The sequence below is a fragment of the Mycobacterium sp. NGS34 genome (assembly GCF_059812845.1).
On the sequence record NZ_JCALDM010000001.1, the window covers coordinates 290,823 to 307,965 of the forward strand.

Here is a 17,143-nt window from a genome sequence, read left to right on the forward strand (position 1 = left end):
GCGCGGCTCACGGGCGCAACTCAATCGCCGTTTTGCCGATCCGAATCGGCGTTCCGATGGGAACCCTTACCGCCGTCGTCACCTTCGCCCTGTCAAGGTAAGTGCCGTTGGTCGATCCTAGATCCTCGACGTACCACTCGGAGCCGCGCTGAGACAGCCGGGCGTGCCGCGTCGAGGCGTAGTCGTCGGTGAGCACCAGGGTGGAGTCGTCAGCGCGGCCGATCAACACCGGCTGCCCACTGAGCGTGATACGAGCGCCCATCAAGGCCCCCTCGGTCACCACCAGATAGCGTGCGGCGGTGCGGCGCTGGCGTGCGGGCAGCAGGGTGCCGCGAAACGCCAAGCCGCGACGCACCATGACGGCCCCCGTGGGCGCGTAGATATCGGTCCGCAAGATCCGCAACACGGACCAGATGAATACCCATAACAACATTAAAAATCCGGCACGCGTCAGCTGCAGTACTAGTCCCTGCATCTGGCGTCCTTTCCGTCCTGGCGCCGCACCCCTCGTCGCGCCCGTGACACCGAGCACATCAGCAACGTCACGATACTTTGGCGGCCGTCGCCGGGGGGCGAAGCACGCAGCTTTGAGCCCGGTGCGTCTAGTGGATGCGAACGATGATCTCCGAGTGGCCCAGACGGATGACGTCGCCGTCGGCCAGCTGCCACTCCTGTACCGGTGCGTTGTTGACGGTGGTGCCGTTTGTCGAGTTGAGGTCGGATAGGAGCGCGACCTGCCCGTCCCAGCGGATCTCCAGGTGGCGCCGCGATACCCCGGTGTCCGGCAACCGGAACTGGGCGTCCTGGCCGCGGCCGATGATGTTGGAGCCCTCGCGCAGCTGGTAGGTCCGGCCGCTGCCGTCGTCGAGCTGCAGGGTCACCGCCGTTCCGGCGGCGCCATAGCCGCCCTGGCCGTAACCGCCGTAGCCCGCGCCCGCCGGCTGGCCGTAGTCCGCCGCACCGTAGTCGGCCGGCTGGCCGTACTCAGCGGCCTGGCCGTACTCGTAGTCGCGGTGTTGCGTCTCGGGGTATCCGCCGCCCTGCGGTGCGTAGCCACCGCCCGGCACGCTCTCGGCGTACTGGGTGTAGTCGCCCGCGCCGTACTCCTGCTGGCCGCCGTATCCCCCACCCTGCTGGTAGCCCTGCTCGTATCCGCCGCCCTGTTCGGGATAGGCCGGCCGCTGCTGCTCGGGCGCGCCCTGCGGGGCCGGCGGCGCATAGCCGCCCTCCTCCGGACGAGCCGGGCCGCGACCGTATTCGCCGTATCCGCCGCCGTAGCCCTGCTGGCCACCGCCGGGCTGGCCTCCGCCGGGTGGGCCGTATCCGCCGCCCTGGCGGTAACCCTGGTCGTAGCCTTGCCCGCCATAGCCGCCGCCGGGGGCGGGCGGACGCTGCTCGTACGACGGCGGGTAGCCGCCGCCCTGCCCTTGGTCGGGGTAGCCGGCCTGTCCTTGGTAGCCACCCTGCTCGGGGTAGCCGCCCTGTTGGGGATAGCCGCCCTGCTCCGGGTAGCCGCCGCGCTGTTCTGGGTAGCCGCCCTGCTCGGGGTAGCCGCCCTGTTGCGGGTAGCCGCCTTGGTCCGGGTAGCCGCCTTGCTCGGGGTAGCCGCCGCGCTGTTCTTGGTAGCCGCCCTGCGGGGGGTAACCGCCCTGCTCCGGCGGACGGGGCGGTGGGTAGCCGCCCTGCTCGGGCGGATAGCCACCACGCGGATCCGGTCCACCCTGCGGCTCCGGGGGGCGCTGCTCGTCCTGCGGCCGCCCATAGCGGTCGTCGTAGTACTCGTCGCCGGGCCGCCCCTGCCCCTGACCACCGCGGTAGCTCGAATTGTCAGTCATTGCTGCTACTCCTCGTTCTGCGCCGAACGCGTGATTTGATTGTGGCCGGGGCGGATGGTTGACGGTCGGGCGGGGCTCGACATCAGGATTGACAGCACCGCGGGTGCGGTACTGACCGGTATGCAGGCTCGACGACTGCTCGAACCGGACGACCACATCACCATACGTTTGCCACCCCTGTTCATAGATATAGTCGGCCAAGTACCTCGCGAAAGCGCTCGACGTGGGATTCCGGTCGGCGCCGACCTTCGCAAAGTCGTGCATACCGAGGGTAATGATGTATTCGTTGGGGGCCAAAAGACGATCGCCCTGCAGCGCGCGGACACCGTCCTCGGCTTCCCGGCGCAGTAGCGCTTCAACCTCTTGCGGGACGATCGATCCGCCGAACACCCGGGCGAACGCATTGTCGACGGTCGCCTCGAGCTTGCGCTCGATGCGTTGCACGAGCCCCCGTTGGCTACTCATGTTTCAGCGCTCGCCCGCTGCTGCCGTGGTGTGTCGCGGGCGCGAGGCAAACGGACCGCCCGCGTGTTGTTTCACCCCCGCATGGTATCGGGACACCGGGAGCCCGCGTCACCGTGGGAATTCTGAGAATCGCATCCGTCCAGTTCAGAGCCGTGTGGCGGGACCTTCGGCAGCTGCGAACGACGGCCTGGGACCGCGGCGGCGATTGGGGCACACGGCTATTACAGTGGTATGGTCCATCGGTTGATTTTCCGGGCGAGTGGCGGAATGGCAGACGCGCTGGCTTCAGGTGCCAGTGTCCTTCGGGACGTGGGGGTTCAAGTCCCCCTTCGCCCACCGAGTGCGGTTCGCTGAATTGCAGGTGGAAAGGTCACGAACTCGAAAGAGGGCGTGACCTTTGCGTTTTGGGCGACGCGGCCTAGCGCGACAGCACGGCCTCGATGGCGTCGACCACCTCGGGCGCGTCCGGTTCCGTGCGGGGACGGAACCGATTGACGACCTCGCCGTCGGGGGCGAGGAGAAACTTCTCGAAGTTCCATTGAATGTCACCCGCCGAGCCGTCGGAATCGACGGCCTTGGTCAGCTCGGCGTACAGCGGGTGGCGGTCCTCGCCGTTGACGTCGGTCTTGGCGAGCAGGGGGAAGGTCACCCCGTACGTCGTCGAGCAGAACTCCTGGATCTCTTCGGCGCTGCCCGGCTCCTGGCCCATGAACTGGTTGCACGGAACGCCGACCACGGTCAGGCCGCGGTCGCGGTAGTCCTTGGCCAGCTTCTCCAACGCGGTGTACTGCGGAGTCAGCCCACACTTGGAGGCTACGTTCACGATTAGCGTTGCGCCGCCGGACAATTCGGCCAGCGTGGTGGGCTTGCCGTCGAGCGTGGTCAGGGCGATGTCGTTGAGGGTCACGCCGACGACGCTAACACTTGTTTCAGCGGGCCAGCGGGCTGTAGAAGACCAGGCCGTTGCCCTTGTTGTCGTAGACCACGGCGCGCCGCTCGTGGGCATCGTCATACGGGCCCTTCACGATGCCGCCGCCGCTGGCCTCGACGGCCTTCGCCGCGGCGTCGACGTCGGCGGTCTTGATGCCGACGACCACCTGCCCGGGTATGGGATGGTCGACGGCGGTCGCCAGCGCGAGGGTGACGGCCCCGCCGTCGAGGGCGGCGAAGTGGGCGCCGTCGCGGAACTTCACCGGCATTCCCAGGGTCTCGCTGTAGAACCGGATCGACTCGTCAAGGTCGTCGGTCGACAAGACGATCATCCGCACTTCGTGACCGCTCATGGGTGCCTCCTGTGGCCGGGTCGCCTTACCCTAGCCCCGTGGGCAGCAACCGAGTACCGGGCGGCGTGGTGCACACGCTGCCGGCAGACCTGCGTGCGGCGCTGAGCGCCAACGCCACCGCGCTGGCGGCCTGGAAGGACATCACCCCGTTGGCGCGCAACGAATTCATCTGCTGGGTCGAGGACGCCAAACAGGAGGCGACCCGCAAGCGCCGCATTCGCCGAACCCAGGAGGAACTGGAGGAAGGCATGCGCCGGCCGTGCTGCTGGCCCGGCTGCAAGCACCGGGAGCGGACCGGCCGCGCCTAGCCACGCGCGTCGGGCGTGACGGGATCGGTGATGTCGTCGTATTCGGGATGCTTCTTGAGCACCGTGACGACCATCGAACACACCGGGACGATGCGCTTGCCGTCGGCCCGCGCGCCCCGCAGCGCTTCCTCGACGAGGATGGTCGCCAGGCCGCGTCCGCCGTATGCGGGGTCGATCTCGGTGTGGTGGAAGACGCGCTGATCGCCGCGGTCGGCGAAGTCGGCGAGGCCGACGGTCTTGCCGTCGACGGCAATGGTGTACCGGCCCTCCTCGGCGGTGACGGTCGTTGGTGCGCCGGTCTTGTCGGCGGTCATGTGTTCTCCTTCCTTTGCGGTATCGGTCTAGGCCGCAACCGAGCGCTCGGCAGCGGTGGGGCCGGCAGTCGGGCGACCGAACCCCGGTAGCCGGTGACGGCGCCGAACCGGTCGTCGGCGTCCTGCCAGAGCCGGCGGTAGCCGACGATGTCGTCGTGACTGCGCCCGACGAAGTTCCACCACATCACGAGCTCTTCGGTGAACGGCGTCCCGCCCAGCAGCATCACGCGCGCCGGCCGGTCGCCCGGATTGCGTAGCCGCAACGACGAATTGCCCGCGCCTTGGTACCCGAGGTCGGCGACGGCCAGAGTGGTCTCGCCCATCGCGACGGGGCCGAGATCGCACAGCACGCCGTGTTCGAACGCCGGGTCGACGTCGATGTTTAATTCCGCGCGGGGCCGCAGGTCGATCTGTGCGCCGACGAGTGGGCTGAACGTGTGCACGGGCGACCGGCCACCGGCCAGCTCCCCGAGAAAGACGCGTGCCGTCGCGCCGGGCAGCGCCACGGGCGGGGGCGCATAGTGCGCGAAATCGCGGCCGGTGTCGCGGTCCGATCCCGGGAGCGCCACCCACAGCTGCACCCCGTGCAATGCGGCGTTCGAATCGATCGACACCTCGGAATGGCAGATGCCCGCGCCCGCCGTCATCAGGTTCAGCTCGCCGGCCCGGACCACGGCATGCACGCCGGCGCTGTCGCGGTGCTCCACGTTCCCGCTGAACAGCCAACTGACGGTTTGCAATCCGGTGTGCGGGTGCGGCGGGACGTCCATGCGTGCGCGCACCGGACCGTAGTGGTCGATGAAACACCACGCCCCGATCAGCGAGCGTTGTCGTTGCGGCAGCGTCCGCTGCACCGGGATCCCTCGCGGCCCGCCCAACGGAACCTCGCGCGGAGACAACAGCTCGGCGCCGAGCACCCGTGAGACGCCGCAGGCGACCTCGGCTGGCGCGGTCTCGAGGTTGCTCACCGGCCCGACGCTACCCTCATTTGAGGCCTCACCGCCGCGGTGGCCGCAGCACCTTCATGGCCAGCCGCATGACGGGTTCGGGGACGCGATCCTGCATCGACAGCGCGGTCTCCGCGGCGCGGGATCGCAGCGGGGTGCCGCGGCCGAAGATCCGGTTCATCGGTCCCCCGGTCGGTTCGATCACCACATGCAGCGGCGGGGTGCCCACGGCGGCGCCCAGCGCGTTGGAGATGACCATCCGCTGAATCTCGCTGGTGCCCTCAAAGATGGTGTACAGCTTGGCATCCCGATACCACTTCTCCACCGGATGGTCGGTGATGTAGCCCCAGCCACCCATCGTCTGGATCGCGCGTTCGGTGGCCTTGACGGCGACCTCGCTGGCGGCGAGTTTGGACATCGAGCCCTCGCCGCGCTCGAAGGGCACCCCGTTGACCGCCATCCAGGAGGCGCGCCAGGTCAGCAGCCGGGCGGCGTCGATCTGGGTGGCCAGGTCCGCCAGCGGGAAGGCGATGCCCTGGTTGTCGATGATCGGTCCGCCGAACGCCTCGCGCTCGGTGGCGTATGCCGTCGCGTACTCCAGTGCGGCGCGGGCGATCCCGATCGCCTGGGCGGCGACCATCGGACGGGTCTGCTCGAAGGTGCCCAGCGTCGCCGACCCGGACTGCTTTCCGCCGGCCACCACCTCGCGGGCCTTCGCGAGCTTGTGTTCCAGCTTCTCTTCTCCCCCAAGCAAATTGGCTCCAGGCACGCGTACGCCTTCGAAAAGCAGCTCGGCGGTGTGCGACGCCCGGCAGCCCAGCTTGTCGAGTTTTCGCACCAACTTCAGCCCCGGCGTCCCGCCCGGCACGACGAACAACGCCTGCCCGCGATGCCCGAGTTCCTCGTCGACGACGGCATTCACCACATGCACGTTCGCGATGCCGCCGTTGCCGATCCACATCTTGTGGCCGTCGATGATCCAGTCGTCACCGTCGCGCCGCGCGCGGGTGCGCAGGTTGCGCACGTCGCTGCCGCCCTCGGGTTCGGAGATCGCCAAGGCGGCGAGCTTGATATCGCCCGGCGTCCCGAAGCACTCGGGTGCCCACTCGAGCATCTGTTCGGGGGACGCGGCCTGGCCGATCGCCGACAGCGCCAGGGCCGGCATGACGATCGCCAAACCGATTCCGGCACAGCCCCAAAAGAGCTCCTCCATGAACATCGGCAACGAGATGCCGGTCGGGTCACCGATCAGGTCGCGATAGAACAGCGGGCTGTAGAAACCGCGCCGGGCCGCCTCCTCCAACACCGGCCACGGAAACTCCTGGCGCTGGTCGTAGTGAAGCGCCACTGGGCGGATGACTTCTTCGGCAAACTCGTGGGTGCGCCGGGCCAGATCGTGTTGTGCGGCCGTCGGTGTCAGGTCGAATGTCATGGATCCGCCTTCGGGTCGACAGACTCGGTCGTGCCAAGCCCGACTACCCCGTCGGCGGGGTCAGCAAACTGTCACGCGGCCGAACGGGGACCCACTTGCGCGATGGGCAGGTGCAGCACCACCGCCGCGGCGGGCAGCGCATCGTGCTCGTGACGCGCCAGCAAGGCCGCGTTCTCGGGCAGCTGCCGCGAGTTGATTTCGCCGGCGGCGATCCGGCGCAGCACGTCGTGCGCCCGGGCGAGCTGTTCGCGCTTCCGGTACTGGCCGCCGGGCAGCTTGACGCCGGCCCAGACGCCGTACTCCTCGCGGTGCGCGATGGCGTGCTGGGCGCAGCGGCGTTGCTGGGCCAGCGGGCAGCGGCGCAGGCATTGGATCCGCGCCTCGGTCGCGGAGCGCTCGTAGGCGCGCGCCTTCGCCGCGCCGTCACCACCGTCGTCGTCGGGGTAGCCGAACCACAATTCCGGGTTGGCTGCGCAGGGGTGTCCCATGGCCGGTCTCCTTGGGTCAGTAGCGAAACGTAGGCAAAAGCGTATACACGTTAAGGCGGCCGGCGCAAGAGAAACGTGACAAAAACGTATATACGCTGGATGGGTCAGTGCCGTGTGTAATATCCGGCCTATGGCCGGAGCCTGCGGTGAGCCGTGAATCGGCCGGTGCCGCGATCCGCGCGTTGCGCGAGTCACGCGACTGGTCGCTGGCAGAACTCGCCGCCGCGACCGGCGTCAGCATCATGGGCCTCAGTTTTCTCGAGCGCGGCGCCCGCAAGCCGCACAAAAGCACAGTTCAGAAGGTGGAAAACGGGCTCGGCCTGCCGCCGGGCACCTATTCGCGCTTGCTGGTAGCCGCCGATCCGGACGCCGAGTTGGCCCGGCTGATGGCCGCCCAGCCGGTCGACGCGAGGTCCGCGACGCCGGCCGGCGCGGTGGTCGTCGACCGCCATAGCGACACGGAAGTGCTGGAAGGCTACGCCGAAGCCCAACTCGACGCCCTCAAATCCGTCATCGATCGGCTGCCGGCGACGACATCAAACGAATATGAGACGTATATTCTGTCTGTGATCGCTCAATGCGTGAAGGCCGAGATGCTGGCGGCGAGCTCATGGCGCGTGGCCGTCAACGCCGGCGCCGATTCGACGGGGCGGCTCATGGAGCACCTGCAGGCACTCGAGGCGACGCGCACCGCACTGCTGAAGCGGATGCCTGCCAGCTTGAGCGCGCGGTTCGATCGGGCGTGCTTGGAGTCGTCGCTGCCCGAGGCTGTCATCGCGGCCCTGGTCGGCGTCGGCACCGACGACATGTGGGAGATCCGCAACCGGGGAGCGATCCCCCCGGGGGCCCTCCCCCGCGTTCGCGCCTTCGTCGAGGCGGTCGAGGCGGCGGGCGGCGAGGAGACACCGTGACCGAAGACGAAATCGAGGTGTTGAGCCGCGCGCACGGACTGTTCGCCGGCGACACGCGCCGGCCGCCGCTGGATGCCCGCACCGAGCACTATCGTGAAACGTTGACGCGCGCCGCGGGCCTGAATCACGCTGTGGCACAAGGCGGTTACTCACTGGCCGCGGAACGCGGCCGACAGCGGCTGTTGTCGGCGGCCCGCGCGGATACCGCGGCGGCCGACGTCATCGCCGCCGCACACCGGGATCGGGCCCAAGCCGCCGCGCTGACCAAATCCCTCGTCGACGAGGCCCGCGCCGACGCCGCGGTCACCCCTACGACGCCGATGGCCCAGCGTGAGGCGATGCGCCGCAGCGTCGCGCGGCTGCGCGCGCAGCGGGCGCATGTCTTGTCGGCCCGCGTGAACGCGCGACGGCACTCCGCGGCGCTGCGCGCGCTGCGGTACCGGCTGACGCACCATCGCGCGGCCGGGGCGGCGAGCGGCCGAGCGGCGCTCGCGGTGCGTGCGGCGCTGTCGCGGCTGGGGCGCCCGTATGTCTGGGGCGCGACCGGGCCCAACCAGTTCGACTGTTCCGGTTTGGTCCAGTGGTCCTACGCTCAGGCGGGCGTCCACTTGGGCCGCACCACCTATCAGCAGATCGACGACGGAATCCCGGTTCCCCGCTCGCAGGTCCGCCCCGGCGATCTCGTCTTCCCCCACGCCGGACACGTGCAGATGGCCATCGGCAACAATCTGGTCGTCGAGGCGCCGTTCTCGGGCGCTTCGGTGCGCATCAGCCGACTGGGCAGCAACATCGCGATTCGGCGCCCGCTATGACACGAAAAGGTTGAACCGATGTCGGAACCCACCGGACCTTCGGTGAGCGCCATCCAGGCGCGGCAGTCGGCGCTGGCCGGCCAGCACGGCACCGCCGCCGACGCCGACCGCGCGCTGGCGGAAGTCCTTGCCAGCGCCCATGCCGCGACCCGCGAAAGCATCAGGCGACTCGACGCCATCGCCGACGAGATCGACCGAGCCGCCACCGGCCGCTCGTACCTTGCCGTCGATACCCCGATGGGCGCGCGCGAATTCCGTCGGTTCCTGGCGGACAAGCAGCGCGAGATCGCGGCGGTTGTTGCCGATGCGCGCGAACTCGGCCGCGCGAAAAAGGTTGTGCTGGATGGCTTGCGCGCCCAGTACGTCGTCCCAGCGGGCTAGCCCAATCGCGCGCCTATCCGTTCGTGCACAGGCGCGCCGGGGTGAATTGTCGGCGGGAACATGCCTGGGTACTGTCGCCCGGCATGGAGGGGCCGCGACACCGATGTCGACGTATGACGAGCTGATCAACACGCTCAAATCCGTCCGGGACCGCACCGGCGATCCGAACGCGTGGCAGGCGGGCTTGGCGCCGAACGAGGTGACGGCGGTCATCACCCCGACCACCCGGCCCGAACAACTCGAGGCGATCGTGCGCAAGATCCGCCAACAACATGCGGACATCTTCGGCGTCGAGTCCGAATCCGACCGCCAACAGGGCGAGGCCGCCGAAGCCATGGCTGGCGCCGAAGCCGCTCTGGCACACCAGAATTCGACGAGCTCCCAGCTTGACATGCAGGTGATCACCGCGATCTTGAACGCACACCTGAAGTCCGTCGAGGGCAGAGAGGCCTTGTCGAAGCTGCAGCGAGAGACCGAGGCCGCCGTCCTTACCCGCTCGGATCTCGATACTCCGGCGGGCGCACGGGATTTCCAGCGATTCCTCATCGGCAAGCTCAAGGACATCCGGGCGGTCGTCCTGAACGCGAGCCTCGACGACACGTCGAAATCGGCGCTGATGGCCGCGTGGACATCGCTCTACGACGCCTCCAAGAACGGTGCCGACGATCGGCCGCCAGCGGCCGCCGTCCCGGTTGCCGCACCCGCCGATAGCTCAACCCCCCAGCCGGTCGACGACCTTGAGGCCGGCTGGGACCCCTTGCTGGACCCCGTGTTGGCGGACGACCCCGGCCCACCCGCAGGGGATCCCCCGGCGCCGGCCCCGTCTGGGGGCAGCGCGGCTCCGCCGCCACCGGCGGCCCCGGTGATCCCGCCCATTCCGAACCTCGGCGCGGGCGCGCTGCCGGGCCTCGGTGGCCTGGGCGGCCTACCGCTGCCGGGCCTGGACGAGGCCGGGCGAAGCGACCCGTTACTGCGCGGCGCTGGCGACGACGAGCGTTTGGTCTCCTCGCACGATCCGGCGCCGGACGGTCACGACGGCGACGAGCACGCGGCCGCTGACGAGGACGCATCGGCCGACCAGCCCGATCCGCCCCCGGCGGGCCCGACGACGGTGACGCTGCCCGACGGCGACACGGTGACGGCCGCCAGCCCACAGTTGGCTGCCGCGATCAAAGCGGCCGTCGGTGGGGCGGCCATCGCAGATGCCTTCCACCAGCAGGGAATTACCATCCCGCCACCCGGAACGACGGTCACCGACCCCGTCGACCCGTTGCAAGCGATACCCGGCGACATCGGCATCCTCACCGATCGCCACGCGCTCGCGCTCGGTCACGAGAAGGCCCTTCTCGACGGGCAGATTCAGCGCATCGCCTCCGTGAACGGGCCGAGCTTTCTAGGCTGGGAGCATCCACCGGCGGCGGCCGCGCCCGCTGCCCCGCCGGCCGAGCCGCACACACCGACACCCACCGGGCCGGCAGGCACGTCGACCACATGAGAATAGTGATCTCGCCGGACTCACCCGGCGGCGCAGGAAGAGGAGACAGCAGATGGCCGAGCCAATCCGTGTGGTGCCCGCGCACTTACGTGAAGCTGCCGCGCATCATCAGGAGACCTCCGACTACTTGCGCACCGTTCCGTCGTCGCACGCGGCGATCCAGGAGAGCCTGGACTCGCTGGGGCCCATCTTCGGTGAACTTCGCGACGCCGGGCGCGATCTGCTCGAGCTCCGACGTCAGTGCTACGAACAGCAAGCCGACGACCACGCCGATATGGCCGAAAAGTTGGTCATCTCGGCGACCGCGTGGGAACAGCACGAGCAAGACGCGGCACGAGATTTCGGCGGCCTCATCGACGGCGGTCGATGACGGACGCCAACCCAGCCTTCGACACCGTGCACCCGAGCGGGCACATCCTGGTCCGCTCTTGCCGCGGCGGGTATATGCACAGCGTCGCGCTGAGCGAAGAGGCGATGGAAACCGACGCCGAGACGCTGGCGCAGGGCATCCTGTTGACCGCTGACGTGTCCTGCCTCAAGGCGTTACTCGAAGTCCGCAACGAAATCCTTGCGGCGGGCCATACCCCTTCGATGGAGGTCCCCAGCCCGCACGATCTCGATGCGGCCATCGAGAAGCTGTTGGCGCACAAGCTGCGCCGCCGCGACGGCGCGCGCTAGGCCGCTCAAACCGCGCGACGGCCTACAGCAGCCACCTCTTCGCGCTGTCGGGATCGGGCGCGATGTCCGTCGGCGGCTCTATGGGATTGGGGCCGAACAACTCTCGGGCGCGAGCCAGTAGGGCACGCACCTCGTCGAGTTGCTGCTGCAGCGCAGAATCAGCCATGTCCCCACGCTACCCAGGCCATCGCGGCTGCACAATTCACTTGCTGAATGGACGCACCCATGGATCCCGGTAGGCTTGGGCAGTGGCGATCTTCGGTCGGATGACGGCGCGCCAGCGCCTCCGGAGAGCTACCCGGGAATCGCTGACGATTCCCGCCTTCAGCTCTCCTGTGGATTGCACCCCCTGGGTGACAGGTGGGCTTTGGCCTGCCGAGCTGTCCCCGGCGACTGACGAAACCGCCACCCTCGCAAAGTATCTGAAGGACGACCTGCAGCGGATCACCCGAAGCGCCAACGACCAGTTGCGGACCATCAAGCTGGCGGGAATGCCCGAGTTCGCGCGCCAGACGGAGGAAGCGAGGGTCATCGACGAGGCTCGAGCGCGCGCCGCGCGACGCGTCGAGTCGACGATTCGGCAGCTGCACGCGGTGCGGGCCGAGGCGCCCGTCGAACGCGAACGTCCGCGGGACGCCGAAAACCTGAACGGCGCCGATCTGGAGAAGACGCAGATCATCCCCCTTGTCACGGAGGTGGACGCCCCTGAAGCGAGCCCCGAGGTGGCCGCAGATCTGGAGGCGACGCAGGTCATCCCTGCCGTCACGGACGCGGCGGCCCCGGAAACCACCGCCGAGGTGGTCGCCGAAGAGGACGAACCCGAAACCGTCGAGGGTCGGCACCGAGCCTCCGACGATGACCACGAGGACCACGTCGACGCGCCCCCGGCGCCGCCGCTGGAACCCGCGCAGCCGCGGGAAGTCCCACCGGCCCCGGTCACGGCGGCCGCCCGCGAATCCGACGAAGAGCGGTTGCGCCGGCTCCTCGCGTTCGTGGTCCATCAAGAGCCGCGGCTGAACTGGGCGATCAGTGATCGCCCCGACGGCACCACCGTGTTGGTCACCGACTTTGCCCACGGCTGGATACCGCCGGACATCGCGATACCGGAGGGCGTGCGGTTGCTGGAACCGGAGCGGCGCACCGGTAAGGTTTCCGCCCTGCTGGGCGAGACGCGGCGCGCGGCGACCTACGCGCCGGGCGATTCCATGGGCCGGCTGGACGACTTCGCCGAAACCTCTGCCTCGGCGCAGCCCCGCGAGCTGCCCGCGGTCGACGATCTCGGCTGGGAGCTGAGCCAGGCCACGCATTGGCGCGACGGGTTGCCGCGGATGGTGCACACGTTGGCCAGGGCCGCCGCCGCGGGAACCGGGGTCGTGGAGGAAGAAATCGACTTGCTGCGAGTGCATCTCGACACCGCGCGCTATCAGCTCTTGATTCAGTACCCGGACGTCGATCCCGCGCTTTTCCTCAATTGCTTGTTGCTGGCCGCCACCGAAGCCGCGGTGAGCGGAGACCCGGTGGCGGCGAACTATCACCTCGCCTGGTTTCAGAAACTCAGCGCGGAATAACCCCTCACCGACCGGGCTCGGTCAAATGGCCCCGGCTCTCTTCGCGCTCACGCGCTCATCGACCGGGGCCGGGCGGGCCGGCGAACGCCTGCGCGATCCCCAGCCACTGCTGCGCGTCGGGACCGTGCGCCGCGATGTCGAGCGCCCCCAACGGGCGACGCTGGGTCACCAGGAAGCAGAAGTCCTCGGCGGAGCCGGTGACGCGCTGGGCGGCGCCCGGCGGACCCCAGGACCAGGTGTCGCCGCCGGGCCCGCGCAGCTCGACGAGGAACGGTTCCGTCGGCGGCGTCAGGTTGTTGATGGCAAACGCGTAATCGCGGGTGCGCACCCCGATGTGCGCGATCGACCGCAGCCGCTCCGTCGCGGTCCGCTTGACGCCGAGCGCGTCGGCCACGTCGAGTCCGTGCGCCCACGTCTCCATCAACCGCGCGGTCGCCATCGACGCCGCGCTCATCGGTGGCCCGAACCATGGCAGCTTGCGACCGTCGGGCACCGTCAGCAGGGTGTCGTGCAGCCGCGCGCGGGTCGCCCGCCAGTCGGTGAGCAGCTCGGCCGGCGCCAGGGCGGCAACTTCCTCGGCACCCGCGTCGACGAACCCGATGGGATCGGCCGAGGCGGCCTCGAGGACGGCGGCGAAGCCCGCCTCGTCGGTGGCCGCGGTCAGCGCGACCCGGTCGGTCCACAGCAGGTGCCCGATCTGGTGGGCGATGGTCCAGCCCGGCGCGGGCGTCGGATCCGCCCAGCGCTCGGTCGCAAGCGGCGCCACCAACGCGTCGAGGTCGTCGCTTTCGGCACGCAGGTCGGCCACGATCGGCTCGGCAGCGGTCACGTATGTACCTTAACGACTGTCCGCCGGCTGGCCGCGACGGCCGATGACGGCGTGCATGGCGAGCCCGATCAGGTACAACACCGAGCCGAACAGCACGAACCCCGGCGCGTGACCGTCGTCGGGAATCAGCGTCGCGGACACCGTGATCGAGACGATGAACGCCACCCAGAACAGCGCGTCCTGCACCGCGAACACGTGCCCGCGAAGCGCGTCGTCGACGTCCATCTGCATTGCGGAGTCGGCGCAGAGCTTGACCACCTGCCCGGCCAGGCCGAGGAAGAATCCACACACCACCATCACCGGAAGCCGCAGCCCTGCGCCCGGGATCTGGATCAGCGCGGCCGCCACCAGCGCGCCGTTGGCCGTGGCGTAACGCCCCCAGCGGCGCACCACCGACGGCGTCAACACGTTGGCCAGGAACGCGCCCAGGCCGGCCGCGGCGAAGAACAGCAACGCGATGCCCAGCCCCCCGGTGGCCGGGCGAGGACCGGGCAAATGGTGGACCAGCACCAGCATCACCAGCGAATTGATGCCGATCACCATGCGGTGCGCGGCCAGACCGGACAGGGTGGCCGCAACCGTCGGTCGCTGCACGACCGTGCGCGCGCCGTGCAGCCAGCCGGTGATCACCGCGTAGACGGCCGATCCGTGGATCGCGCGTTTGGTGTCGTCCGGGCCCAGCACCCGGGCGCCGAATCGCAACGTCAAAAGCAAGGCGATCGAAACCGGAATCGCGGTGATGAAGATGATCGCCGAGGCGCCCTCGTCGCCGGCGCCGACGAAAAAGCGGGGCACCAGCATGAAGTTGGCGCCGAGAAACGCCGCGAAGGCACCGGATGCGGTGGCCACCGAGTTCATGGTGACCACCTGCTCCCGCGGGACCACGTGGGGCAGCGACGCCGACAGCCCGGACGCGACGAAACGGGCCAGGCCGTTGGCCAACAGCGCGCCGATCAGCAGCGGTATGTCGCCGGCGCGCAGGGCCAGGATGGTGCCGATGCAGGCGATGAGGATCAGGCGGCCCACGGTGGCACCGACCAGCACCAGCCGCCGATCCCAGCGGTCCATCAGCGCACCGGCGAACGGCCCCAACAGGGAGTAGGGCAAGAACAGCACCGTGAACGCGCGCGCGATGGCCATCGGGTCGGCGGCGCGATCCGGATTGAACAGCAGCGCCCCGGCCAGGCCGGCTTGGAACAGGCCATCGCCGAACTGGCTCGCCACGCGCACCTGGAGCAGCCGCCAGAAGTTCGGCAAACCGCGCACCGACCGCCATAGGTCGACGAATGCGCGTGACTGCATCCGGGATTGAATCACAGAACCGACTTCCACGGTTGGGGTTGGGCGCCATCGCCAACAGTACAAATATGTATCGGCCGCGCTCGATTGCACCGGCCGACGTTACGAAGGTGCGATGATGGTCTGATGCCGCCAGAAGATCCGGAGGACTACATAGCACCCGCGGCGCAACGGGTGCGCGCCGGCACTTTGCTGCTGGCCAACACCGATCTTCTCGAGCCGACGTTTCGGCGCAGCGTGATCTACATCGTCGAGCACAACGACGGCGGCACACTGGGTGTCGTGCTCAACCGGTCCAGCGAGACCGCGGTGTACAACGTGTTGCCGCAATGGGCCAAGCTGTCGGCCAAACCCAAGACCATGTTCATCGGCGGGCCGGTCAAGCGTGACGCGGCCCTTTGTCTGGGGGCGCTGCGGATCGGCGCCGACCCGGAAGGCGTACCGGGCCTGCGGCATGTGGACGGCCGGATCGTGATGGTCGATCTGGACGCCGAGCCGGACCTGATCGCCCCGCTGCTCGAGGGGGTGCGGATCTTCGCCGGGTACTCCGGCTGGACCATCGGCCAACTCGAGGGCGAGATCGAGCGGGACGACTGGATTGTCTTGTCCGCGTTGCCATCTGACGTGCTTGCCGGACCCAGGGCCGATTTGTGGGGGCAGGTGCTGCGCCGGCAGCCGCTGCCGCTGTCGCTGCTTGCCACCCACCCGATCGACGTCAGCAGAAACTAGCTCTACTCCCCCACCGGGGCCGCCAATTCGGCCTCACGCCCGAGCCTGCTGGCGATCACCGCGCAGACCACCAGCTGGATCTGGTGAAAGATCAACAACGGCAACATGGTCAAACCGACTGTGGCGCCTGGAAAAAGCACCAGCGCCATCGGAAGCCCTGACGCCAGGCTCTTTTTCGACCCGCAGAACAGCAGGACGATCGCATCACCGCGGTCGAGCCTCGCCAGCCGGCCCATGACGGTGGTGACGCCAAGCACCACCGCCAGCAGGACCGCGGCGACGACGGCCACCGAGATCAGCCGCCACACGTTCACGCTGACCCAGATCCCCTTGACCACGCCCATCGAGAAAGCGGTGTAGACCACCAGCAGGATGGATCCGCGATCCACCACCTTCAGCACGGCCGCGTACCGGGCGATGAGCCCGCCGACCCATGGGCGCGCCAGCTGGCCCGCCGCGAACGGCAGCAGCAGCTGGACCATGATGTCGCGGATCGCGGTGGCGTCGACCCGCGGCGCGCCGGCGGTCGTCATCAGCAGGACCACCAGCAGGGGCGTCAGCAGCACGCCGAGGATGTTGGACAGCGACGCGCTGACGATGGCGGCCGAGACGTGGCCCCGCGCGATCGAGGTGAACGCGATAGACGATTGCACCGTCGACGGGACCAGGCACAGGAACAGCAGGCCGCTGTAAAGGTCGATGGTCAGCACCGAGGGCACCAACGCTCGGGCGGCCAATCCCAGCATCGGGAAGATGACGAACGTCGTGGCCAGCACCAGCAGGTGCAGCCGCCACTGTCGGACACCGTGCCAGGCCTGCTGGGGTGACAATCGGGAGCCGTAGAGGAAGAACAGCAGCGCGATCGCGGCTTTCGCCGCGGCCGACACGGCGTCGGCGGCCTCGCCGTGCGCGGGGACGAGGGCGGCCAACGCAACGGTCGCCGCCAGCGCCAGCAGGAAGAAATCGATCGGCAGCGCCGACAGCCGTTTCAACATGACGGCGCGGGCGGTAAGGGTGTCAGTGGCAGGACTGCGTGCAGACGGCGCAGCTGCCGGCGCAGTCGGGCGCGGCGGCCTCACTGCGAAGTGCGAAACGCGCGCTCTGCCATGACCCGGTGGCCAGTGTCCCCAGGGCGCCGGCGACGCAGATGATCAACACCACCAAGGCCGTGTCGGGGGAGGCGGCCAGGGCCACCACGCCGCCCGCGGCGAACATCACAGCGGCCGCCAACTGGGGCGGGGCCATGGCGCGCAACGCCAGCTGAGTGCCGTTGGCGGTCTGGTTGTTCGAAAGCGACCAGGTCCCGAACCCGGCGGAGGCCACTGCCGCACACAAGCACACCACGCCCGCGATCAACATGGCCTCACAA

Annotated in this window: 22 protein-coding genes and 1 tRNA gene; 10 read left to right on the forward strand and 13 right to left on the reverse strand. The window is 68.9% G+C overall.

From position 1 onward, the window contains the following. Positions 1 to 7: 7 nt before the first annotated feature. Together AC5Y7V_RS01445 and AC5Y7V_RS01450 are read right to left on the reverse strand one after the other, a co-directional pair. Positions 8 to 475: an FHA domain-containing protein FhaB/FipA gene (locus AC5Y7V_RS01445; RefSeq protein WP_499878890.1), complete on the reverse strand. Its 468-nt coding sequence runs from the start codon at positions 473 to 475 to the stop codon at positions 8 to 10. Positions 476 to 602: 127 nt separating this feature from the next. After that, positions 603 to 2,300, reverse strand: a complete 1,698-nt coding sequence (locus tag AC5Y7V_RS01450; RefSeq protein WP_499878274.1) for an FHA domain-containing protein — start codon at positions 2,298 to 2,300, stop codon at positions 603 to 605. A gap of 253 nt (positions 2,301 to 2,553) precedes the next feature. Between AC5Y7V_RS01450 and AC5Y7V_RS01455 the strand changes: the two genes are divergently transcribed. Next, a tRNA-Leu gene (locus AC5Y7V_RS01455) sits at positions 2,554 to 2,636 on the forward strand. 82 nt (positions 2,637 to 2,718) lie between these two features. Here the strand turns inward: AC5Y7V_RS01455 and AC5Y7V_RS01460 are convergent. Next, positions 2,719 to 3,207 carry a glutathione peroxidase gene (locus AC5Y7V_RS01460; RefSeq protein ID WP_499878275.1) on the reverse strand — a complete coding sequence of 163 codons (489 nt, stop codon included), beginning with the start codon at positions 3,205 to 3,207 and terminating at the stop codon, positions 2,719 to 2,721. Positions 3,208 to 3,229: 22 nt separating this feature from the next. Continuing rightward, a complete protein-coding gene (locus AC5Y7V_RS01465; RefSeq protein ID WP_499878276.1) occupies positions 3,230 to 3,583 on the reverse strand; it encodes a VOC family protein in 354 nt (117 codons plus the stop codon). 38 nt (positions 3,584 to 3,621) lie between these two features. On the opposite strand from AC5Y7V_RS01465, the gene AC5Y7V_RS01470 reads away from it, so the two are divergent. Further along, positions 3,622 to 3,891: a YdeI/OmpD-associated family protein gene (locus tag AC5Y7V_RS01470; RefSeq protein WP_499878277.1), complete on the forward strand. Its 270-nt coding sequence runs from the start codon at positions 3,622 to 3,624 to the stop codon at positions 3,889 to 3,891. On the opposite strand, the gene AC5Y7V_RS01475 is transcribed toward AC5Y7V_RS01470, so the two are convergent. The 4 genes from AC5Y7V_RS01475 to AC5Y7V_RS01490 form a co-directional block, all read right to left on the reverse strand. Continuing rightward, positions 3,888 to 4,205: a GNAT family N-acetyltransferase gene (locus AC5Y7V_RS01475; RefSeq protein ID WP_499878278.1), complete on the reverse strand. Its 318-nt coding sequence runs from the start codon at positions 4,203 to 4,205 to the stop codon at positions 3,888 to 3,890. The genes AC5Y7V_RS01470 and AC5Y7V_RS01475 overlap by 4 nt on opposite strands. Continuing rightward, positions 4,202 to 5,173 carry a pirin family protein gene (locus AC5Y7V_RS01480; protein WP_499878279.1) on the reverse strand — a complete coding sequence of 324 codons (972 nt, stop codon included), beginning with the start codon at positions 5,171 to 5,173 and terminating at the stop codon, positions 4,202 to 4,204. Before AC5Y7V_RS01480 ends, AC5Y7V_RS01475 begins: the two co-directional genes overlap by 4 nt. A 28-nt stretch (positions 5,174 to 5,201) precedes the next feature. After that, positions 5,202 to 6,584 carry an acyl-CoA dehydrogenase family protein gene (locus AC5Y7V_RS01485; protein ID WP_499878280.1) on the reverse strand — a complete coding sequence of 461 codons (1,383 nt, stop codon included), beginning with the start codon at positions 6,582 to 6,584 and terminating at the stop codon, positions 5,202 to 5,204. A 71-nt stretch (positions 6,585 to 6,655) separates the two neighbouring features. Next, entirely contained in the window at positions 6,656 to 7,072 is a 417-nt protein-coding gene (locus AC5Y7V_RS01490; protein WP_499878281.1) for a WhiB family transcriptional regulator, read from the reverse strand. Positions 7,073 to 7,218: 146 nt separating this feature from the next. On the opposite strand from AC5Y7V_RS01490, the gene AC5Y7V_RS01495 reads away from it, so the two are divergent. The 6 genes from AC5Y7V_RS01495 (at position 7,219) to AC5Y7V_RS01520 (ending at position 11,349) form a co-directional block, all read left to right on the forward strand. Then, positions 7,219 to 7,983, forward strand: a complete 765-nt coding sequence (locus AC5Y7V_RS01495) for a helix-turn-helix domain-containing protein (protein WP_499878282.1) — start codon at positions 7,219 to 7,221, stop codon at positions 7,981 to 7,983. Beyond that, positions 7,980 to 8,795: a C40 family peptidase gene (locus AC5Y7V_RS01500; RefSeq protein WP_499878283.1), complete on the forward strand. Its 816-nt coding sequence runs from the start codon at positions 7,980 to 7,982 to the stop codon at positions 8,793 to 8,795. The genes AC5Y7V_RS01495 and AC5Y7V_RS01500 overlap by 4 nt, the downstream gene beginning before the upstream one ends. Positions 8,796 to 8,813: 18 nt before the next feature. Beyond that, positions 8,814 to 9,176 carry a DUF4226 domain-containing protein gene (locus tag AC5Y7V_RS01505; protein ID WP_499878284.1) on the forward strand — a complete coding sequence of 121 codons (363 nt, stop codon included), beginning with the start codon at positions 8,814 to 8,816 and terminating at the stop codon, positions 9,174 to 9,176. A gap of 103 nt (positions 9,177 to 9,279) precedes the next feature. Further along, positions 9,280 to 10,671, forward strand: coding sequence for a DUF4226 domain-containing protein (locus AC5Y7V_RS01510; protein ID WP_499878285.1), 1,392 nt, complete (start codon positions 9,280 to 9,282; stop codon positions 10,669 to 10,671). 52 nt (positions 10,672 to 10,723) lie between these two features. Then, positions 10,724 to 11,041 carry an ESX-1 secretion-associated protein gene (locus AC5Y7V_RS01515; protein WP_067007344.1) on the forward strand — a complete coding sequence of 106 codons (318 nt, stop codon included), beginning with the start codon at positions 10,724 to 10,726 and terminating at the stop codon, positions 11,039 to 11,041. Next, positions 11,038 to 11,349 (forward strand): DUF2694 family protein, encoded by a 312-nt coding sequence (locus tag AC5Y7V_RS01520; protein WP_499878286.1) that lies wholly within the window; start codon positions 11,038 to 11,040, stop codon positions 11,347 to 11,349. The genes AC5Y7V_RS01515 and AC5Y7V_RS01520 overlap by 4 nt, the downstream gene beginning before the upstream one ends. A 22-nt stretch (positions 11,350 to 11,371) precedes the next feature. Here the strand turns inward: AC5Y7V_RS01520 and AC5Y7V_RS01525 are convergent, their stop codons facing one another. Next, the gene (locus tag AC5Y7V_RS01525) at positions 11,372 to 11,515 is read right to left on the reverse strand and encodes a hypothetical protein (RefSeq protein ID WP_169924623.1); all 144 of its coding nucleotides are present in this window, start codon (positions 11,513 to 11,515) and stop codon (positions 11,372 to 11,374) included. 82 nt (positions 11,516 to 11,597) lie between these two features. Between AC5Y7V_RS01525 and AC5Y7V_RS01530 the strand changes: the two genes are divergently transcribed. Further along, entirely contained in the window at positions 11,598 to 12,917 is a 1,320-nt protein-coding gene (locus AC5Y7V_RS01530) for a DUF5631 domain-containing protein (RefSeq protein WP_499878287.1), read from the forward strand. A gap of 55 nt (positions 12,918 to 12,972) precedes the next feature. Here the strand turns inward: AC5Y7V_RS01530 and AC5Y7V_RS01535 are convergent, their stop codons facing one another. Both AC5Y7V_RS01535 and AC5Y7V_RS01540 read right to left on the reverse strand, forming a co-directional pair. Continuing rightward, positions 12,973 to 13,746, reverse strand: coding sequence for a TIGR03084 family metal-binding protein (locus tag AC5Y7V_RS01535; RefSeq protein WP_499878288.1), 774 nt, complete (start codon positions 13,744 to 13,746; stop codon positions 12,973 to 12,975). A gap of 9 nt (positions 13,747 to 13,755) precedes the next feature. Continuing rightward, positions 13,756 to 15,048, reverse strand: a complete 1,293-nt coding sequence (locus AC5Y7V_RS01540) for an MFS transporter (RefSeq protein ID WP_499878289.1) — start codon at positions 15,046 to 15,048, stop codon at positions 13,756 to 13,758. 123 nt (positions 15,049 to 15,171) lie between these two features. Here AC5Y7V_RS01540 and AC5Y7V_RS01545 point away from each other — a divergent pair, with 123 nt between their 5' ends. Beyond that, positions 15,172 to 15,774 carry a YqgE/AlgH family protein gene (locus AC5Y7V_RS01545; RefSeq protein WP_499878290.1) on the forward strand — a complete coding sequence of 201 codons (603 nt, stop codon included), beginning with the start codon at positions 15,172 to 15,174 and terminating at the stop codon, positions 15,772 to 15,774. A 2-nt stretch (positions 15,775 to 15,776) separates the two neighbouring features. Here the strand turns inward: AC5Y7V_RS01545 and AC5Y7V_RS01550 are convergent, their stop codons facing one another. Both AC5Y7V_RS01550 and AC5Y7V_RS01555 read right to left on the reverse strand, forming a co-directional pair. Continuing rightward, positions 15,777 to 16,766, reverse strand: a complete 990-nt coding sequence (locus AC5Y7V_RS01550; protein WP_499878891.1) for a bile acid:sodium symporter family protein — start codon at positions 16,764 to 16,766, stop codon at positions 15,777 to 15,779. A gap of 25 nt (positions 16,767 to 16,791) precedes the next feature. Continuing rightward, positions 16,792 to 17,133, reverse strand: coding sequence for a hypothetical protein (locus AC5Y7V_RS01555; RefSeq protein WP_499878291.1), 342 nt, complete (start codon positions 17,131 to 17,133; stop codon positions 16,792 to 16,794). Between the last annotated feature and the right edge of the window lie 10 nt (positions 17,134 to 17,143).

Coding starts and splice junctions, on each gene's coding strand:
- AC5Y7V_RS01490 (WP_499878281.1), bottom strand. CDS start 7,072: ATGGGACACCCCTGCGCAGCCAACCCGGAATTGTGGTTCGGCTACCCC.
- AC5Y7V_RS01540 (WP_499878289.1), bottom strand. CDS start 15,048: ATGCAGTCACGCGCATTCGTCGACCTATGGCGGTCGGTGCGCGGTTTG.
- AC5Y7V_RS01515 (WP_067007344.1), top strand. CDS start 10,724: ATGGCCGAGCCAATCCGTGTGGTGCCCGCGCACTTACGTGAAGCTGCC.
- AC5Y7V_RS01450 (WP_499878274.1), bottom strand. CDS start 2,300: ATGAGTAGCCAACGGGGGCTCGTGCAACGCATCGAGCGCAAGCTCGAG.
- AC5Y7V_RS01505 (WP_499878284.1), top strand. CDS start 8,814: ATGTCGGAACCCACCGGACCTTCGGTGAGCGCCATCCAGGCGCGGCAG.
- AC5Y7V_RS01520 (WP_499878286.1), top strand. CDS start 11,038: ATGACGGACGCCAACCCAGCCTTCGACACCGTGCACCCGAGCGGGCAC.
- AC5Y7V_RS01525 (WP_169924623.1), bottom strand. CDS start 11,515: ATGGCTGATTCTGCGCTGCAGCAGCAACTCGACGAGGTGCGTGCCCTA.
- AC5Y7V_RS01545 (WP_499878290.1), top strand. CDS start 15,172: ATGCCGCCAGAAGATCCGGAGGACTACATAGCACCCGCGGCGCAACGG.
- AC5Y7V_RS01555 (WP_499878291.1), bottom strand. CDS start 17,133: ATGTTGATCGCGGGCGTGGTGTGCTTGTGTGCGGCAGTGGCCTCCGCC.
- AC5Y7V_RS01510 (WP_499878285.1), top strand. CDS start 9,280: ATGTCGACGTATGACGAGCTGATCAACACGCTCAAATCCGTCCGGGAC.
- AC5Y7V_RS01485 (WP_499878280.1), bottom strand. CDS start 6,584: ATGACATTCGACCTGACACCGACGGCCGCACAACACGATCTGGCCCGG.
- AC5Y7V_RS01475 (WP_499878278.1), bottom strand. CDS start 4,205: ATGACCGCCGACAAGACCGGCGCACCAACGACCGTCACCGCCGAGGAG.
- AC5Y7V_RS01445 (WP_499878890.1), bottom strand. CDS start 475: ATGCAGGGACTAGTACTGCAGCTGACGCGTGCCGGATTTTTAATGTTG.
- AC5Y7V_RS01465 (WP_499878276.1), bottom strand. CDS start 3,583: ATGAGCGGTCACGAAGTGCGGATGATCGTCTTGTCGACCGACGACCTT.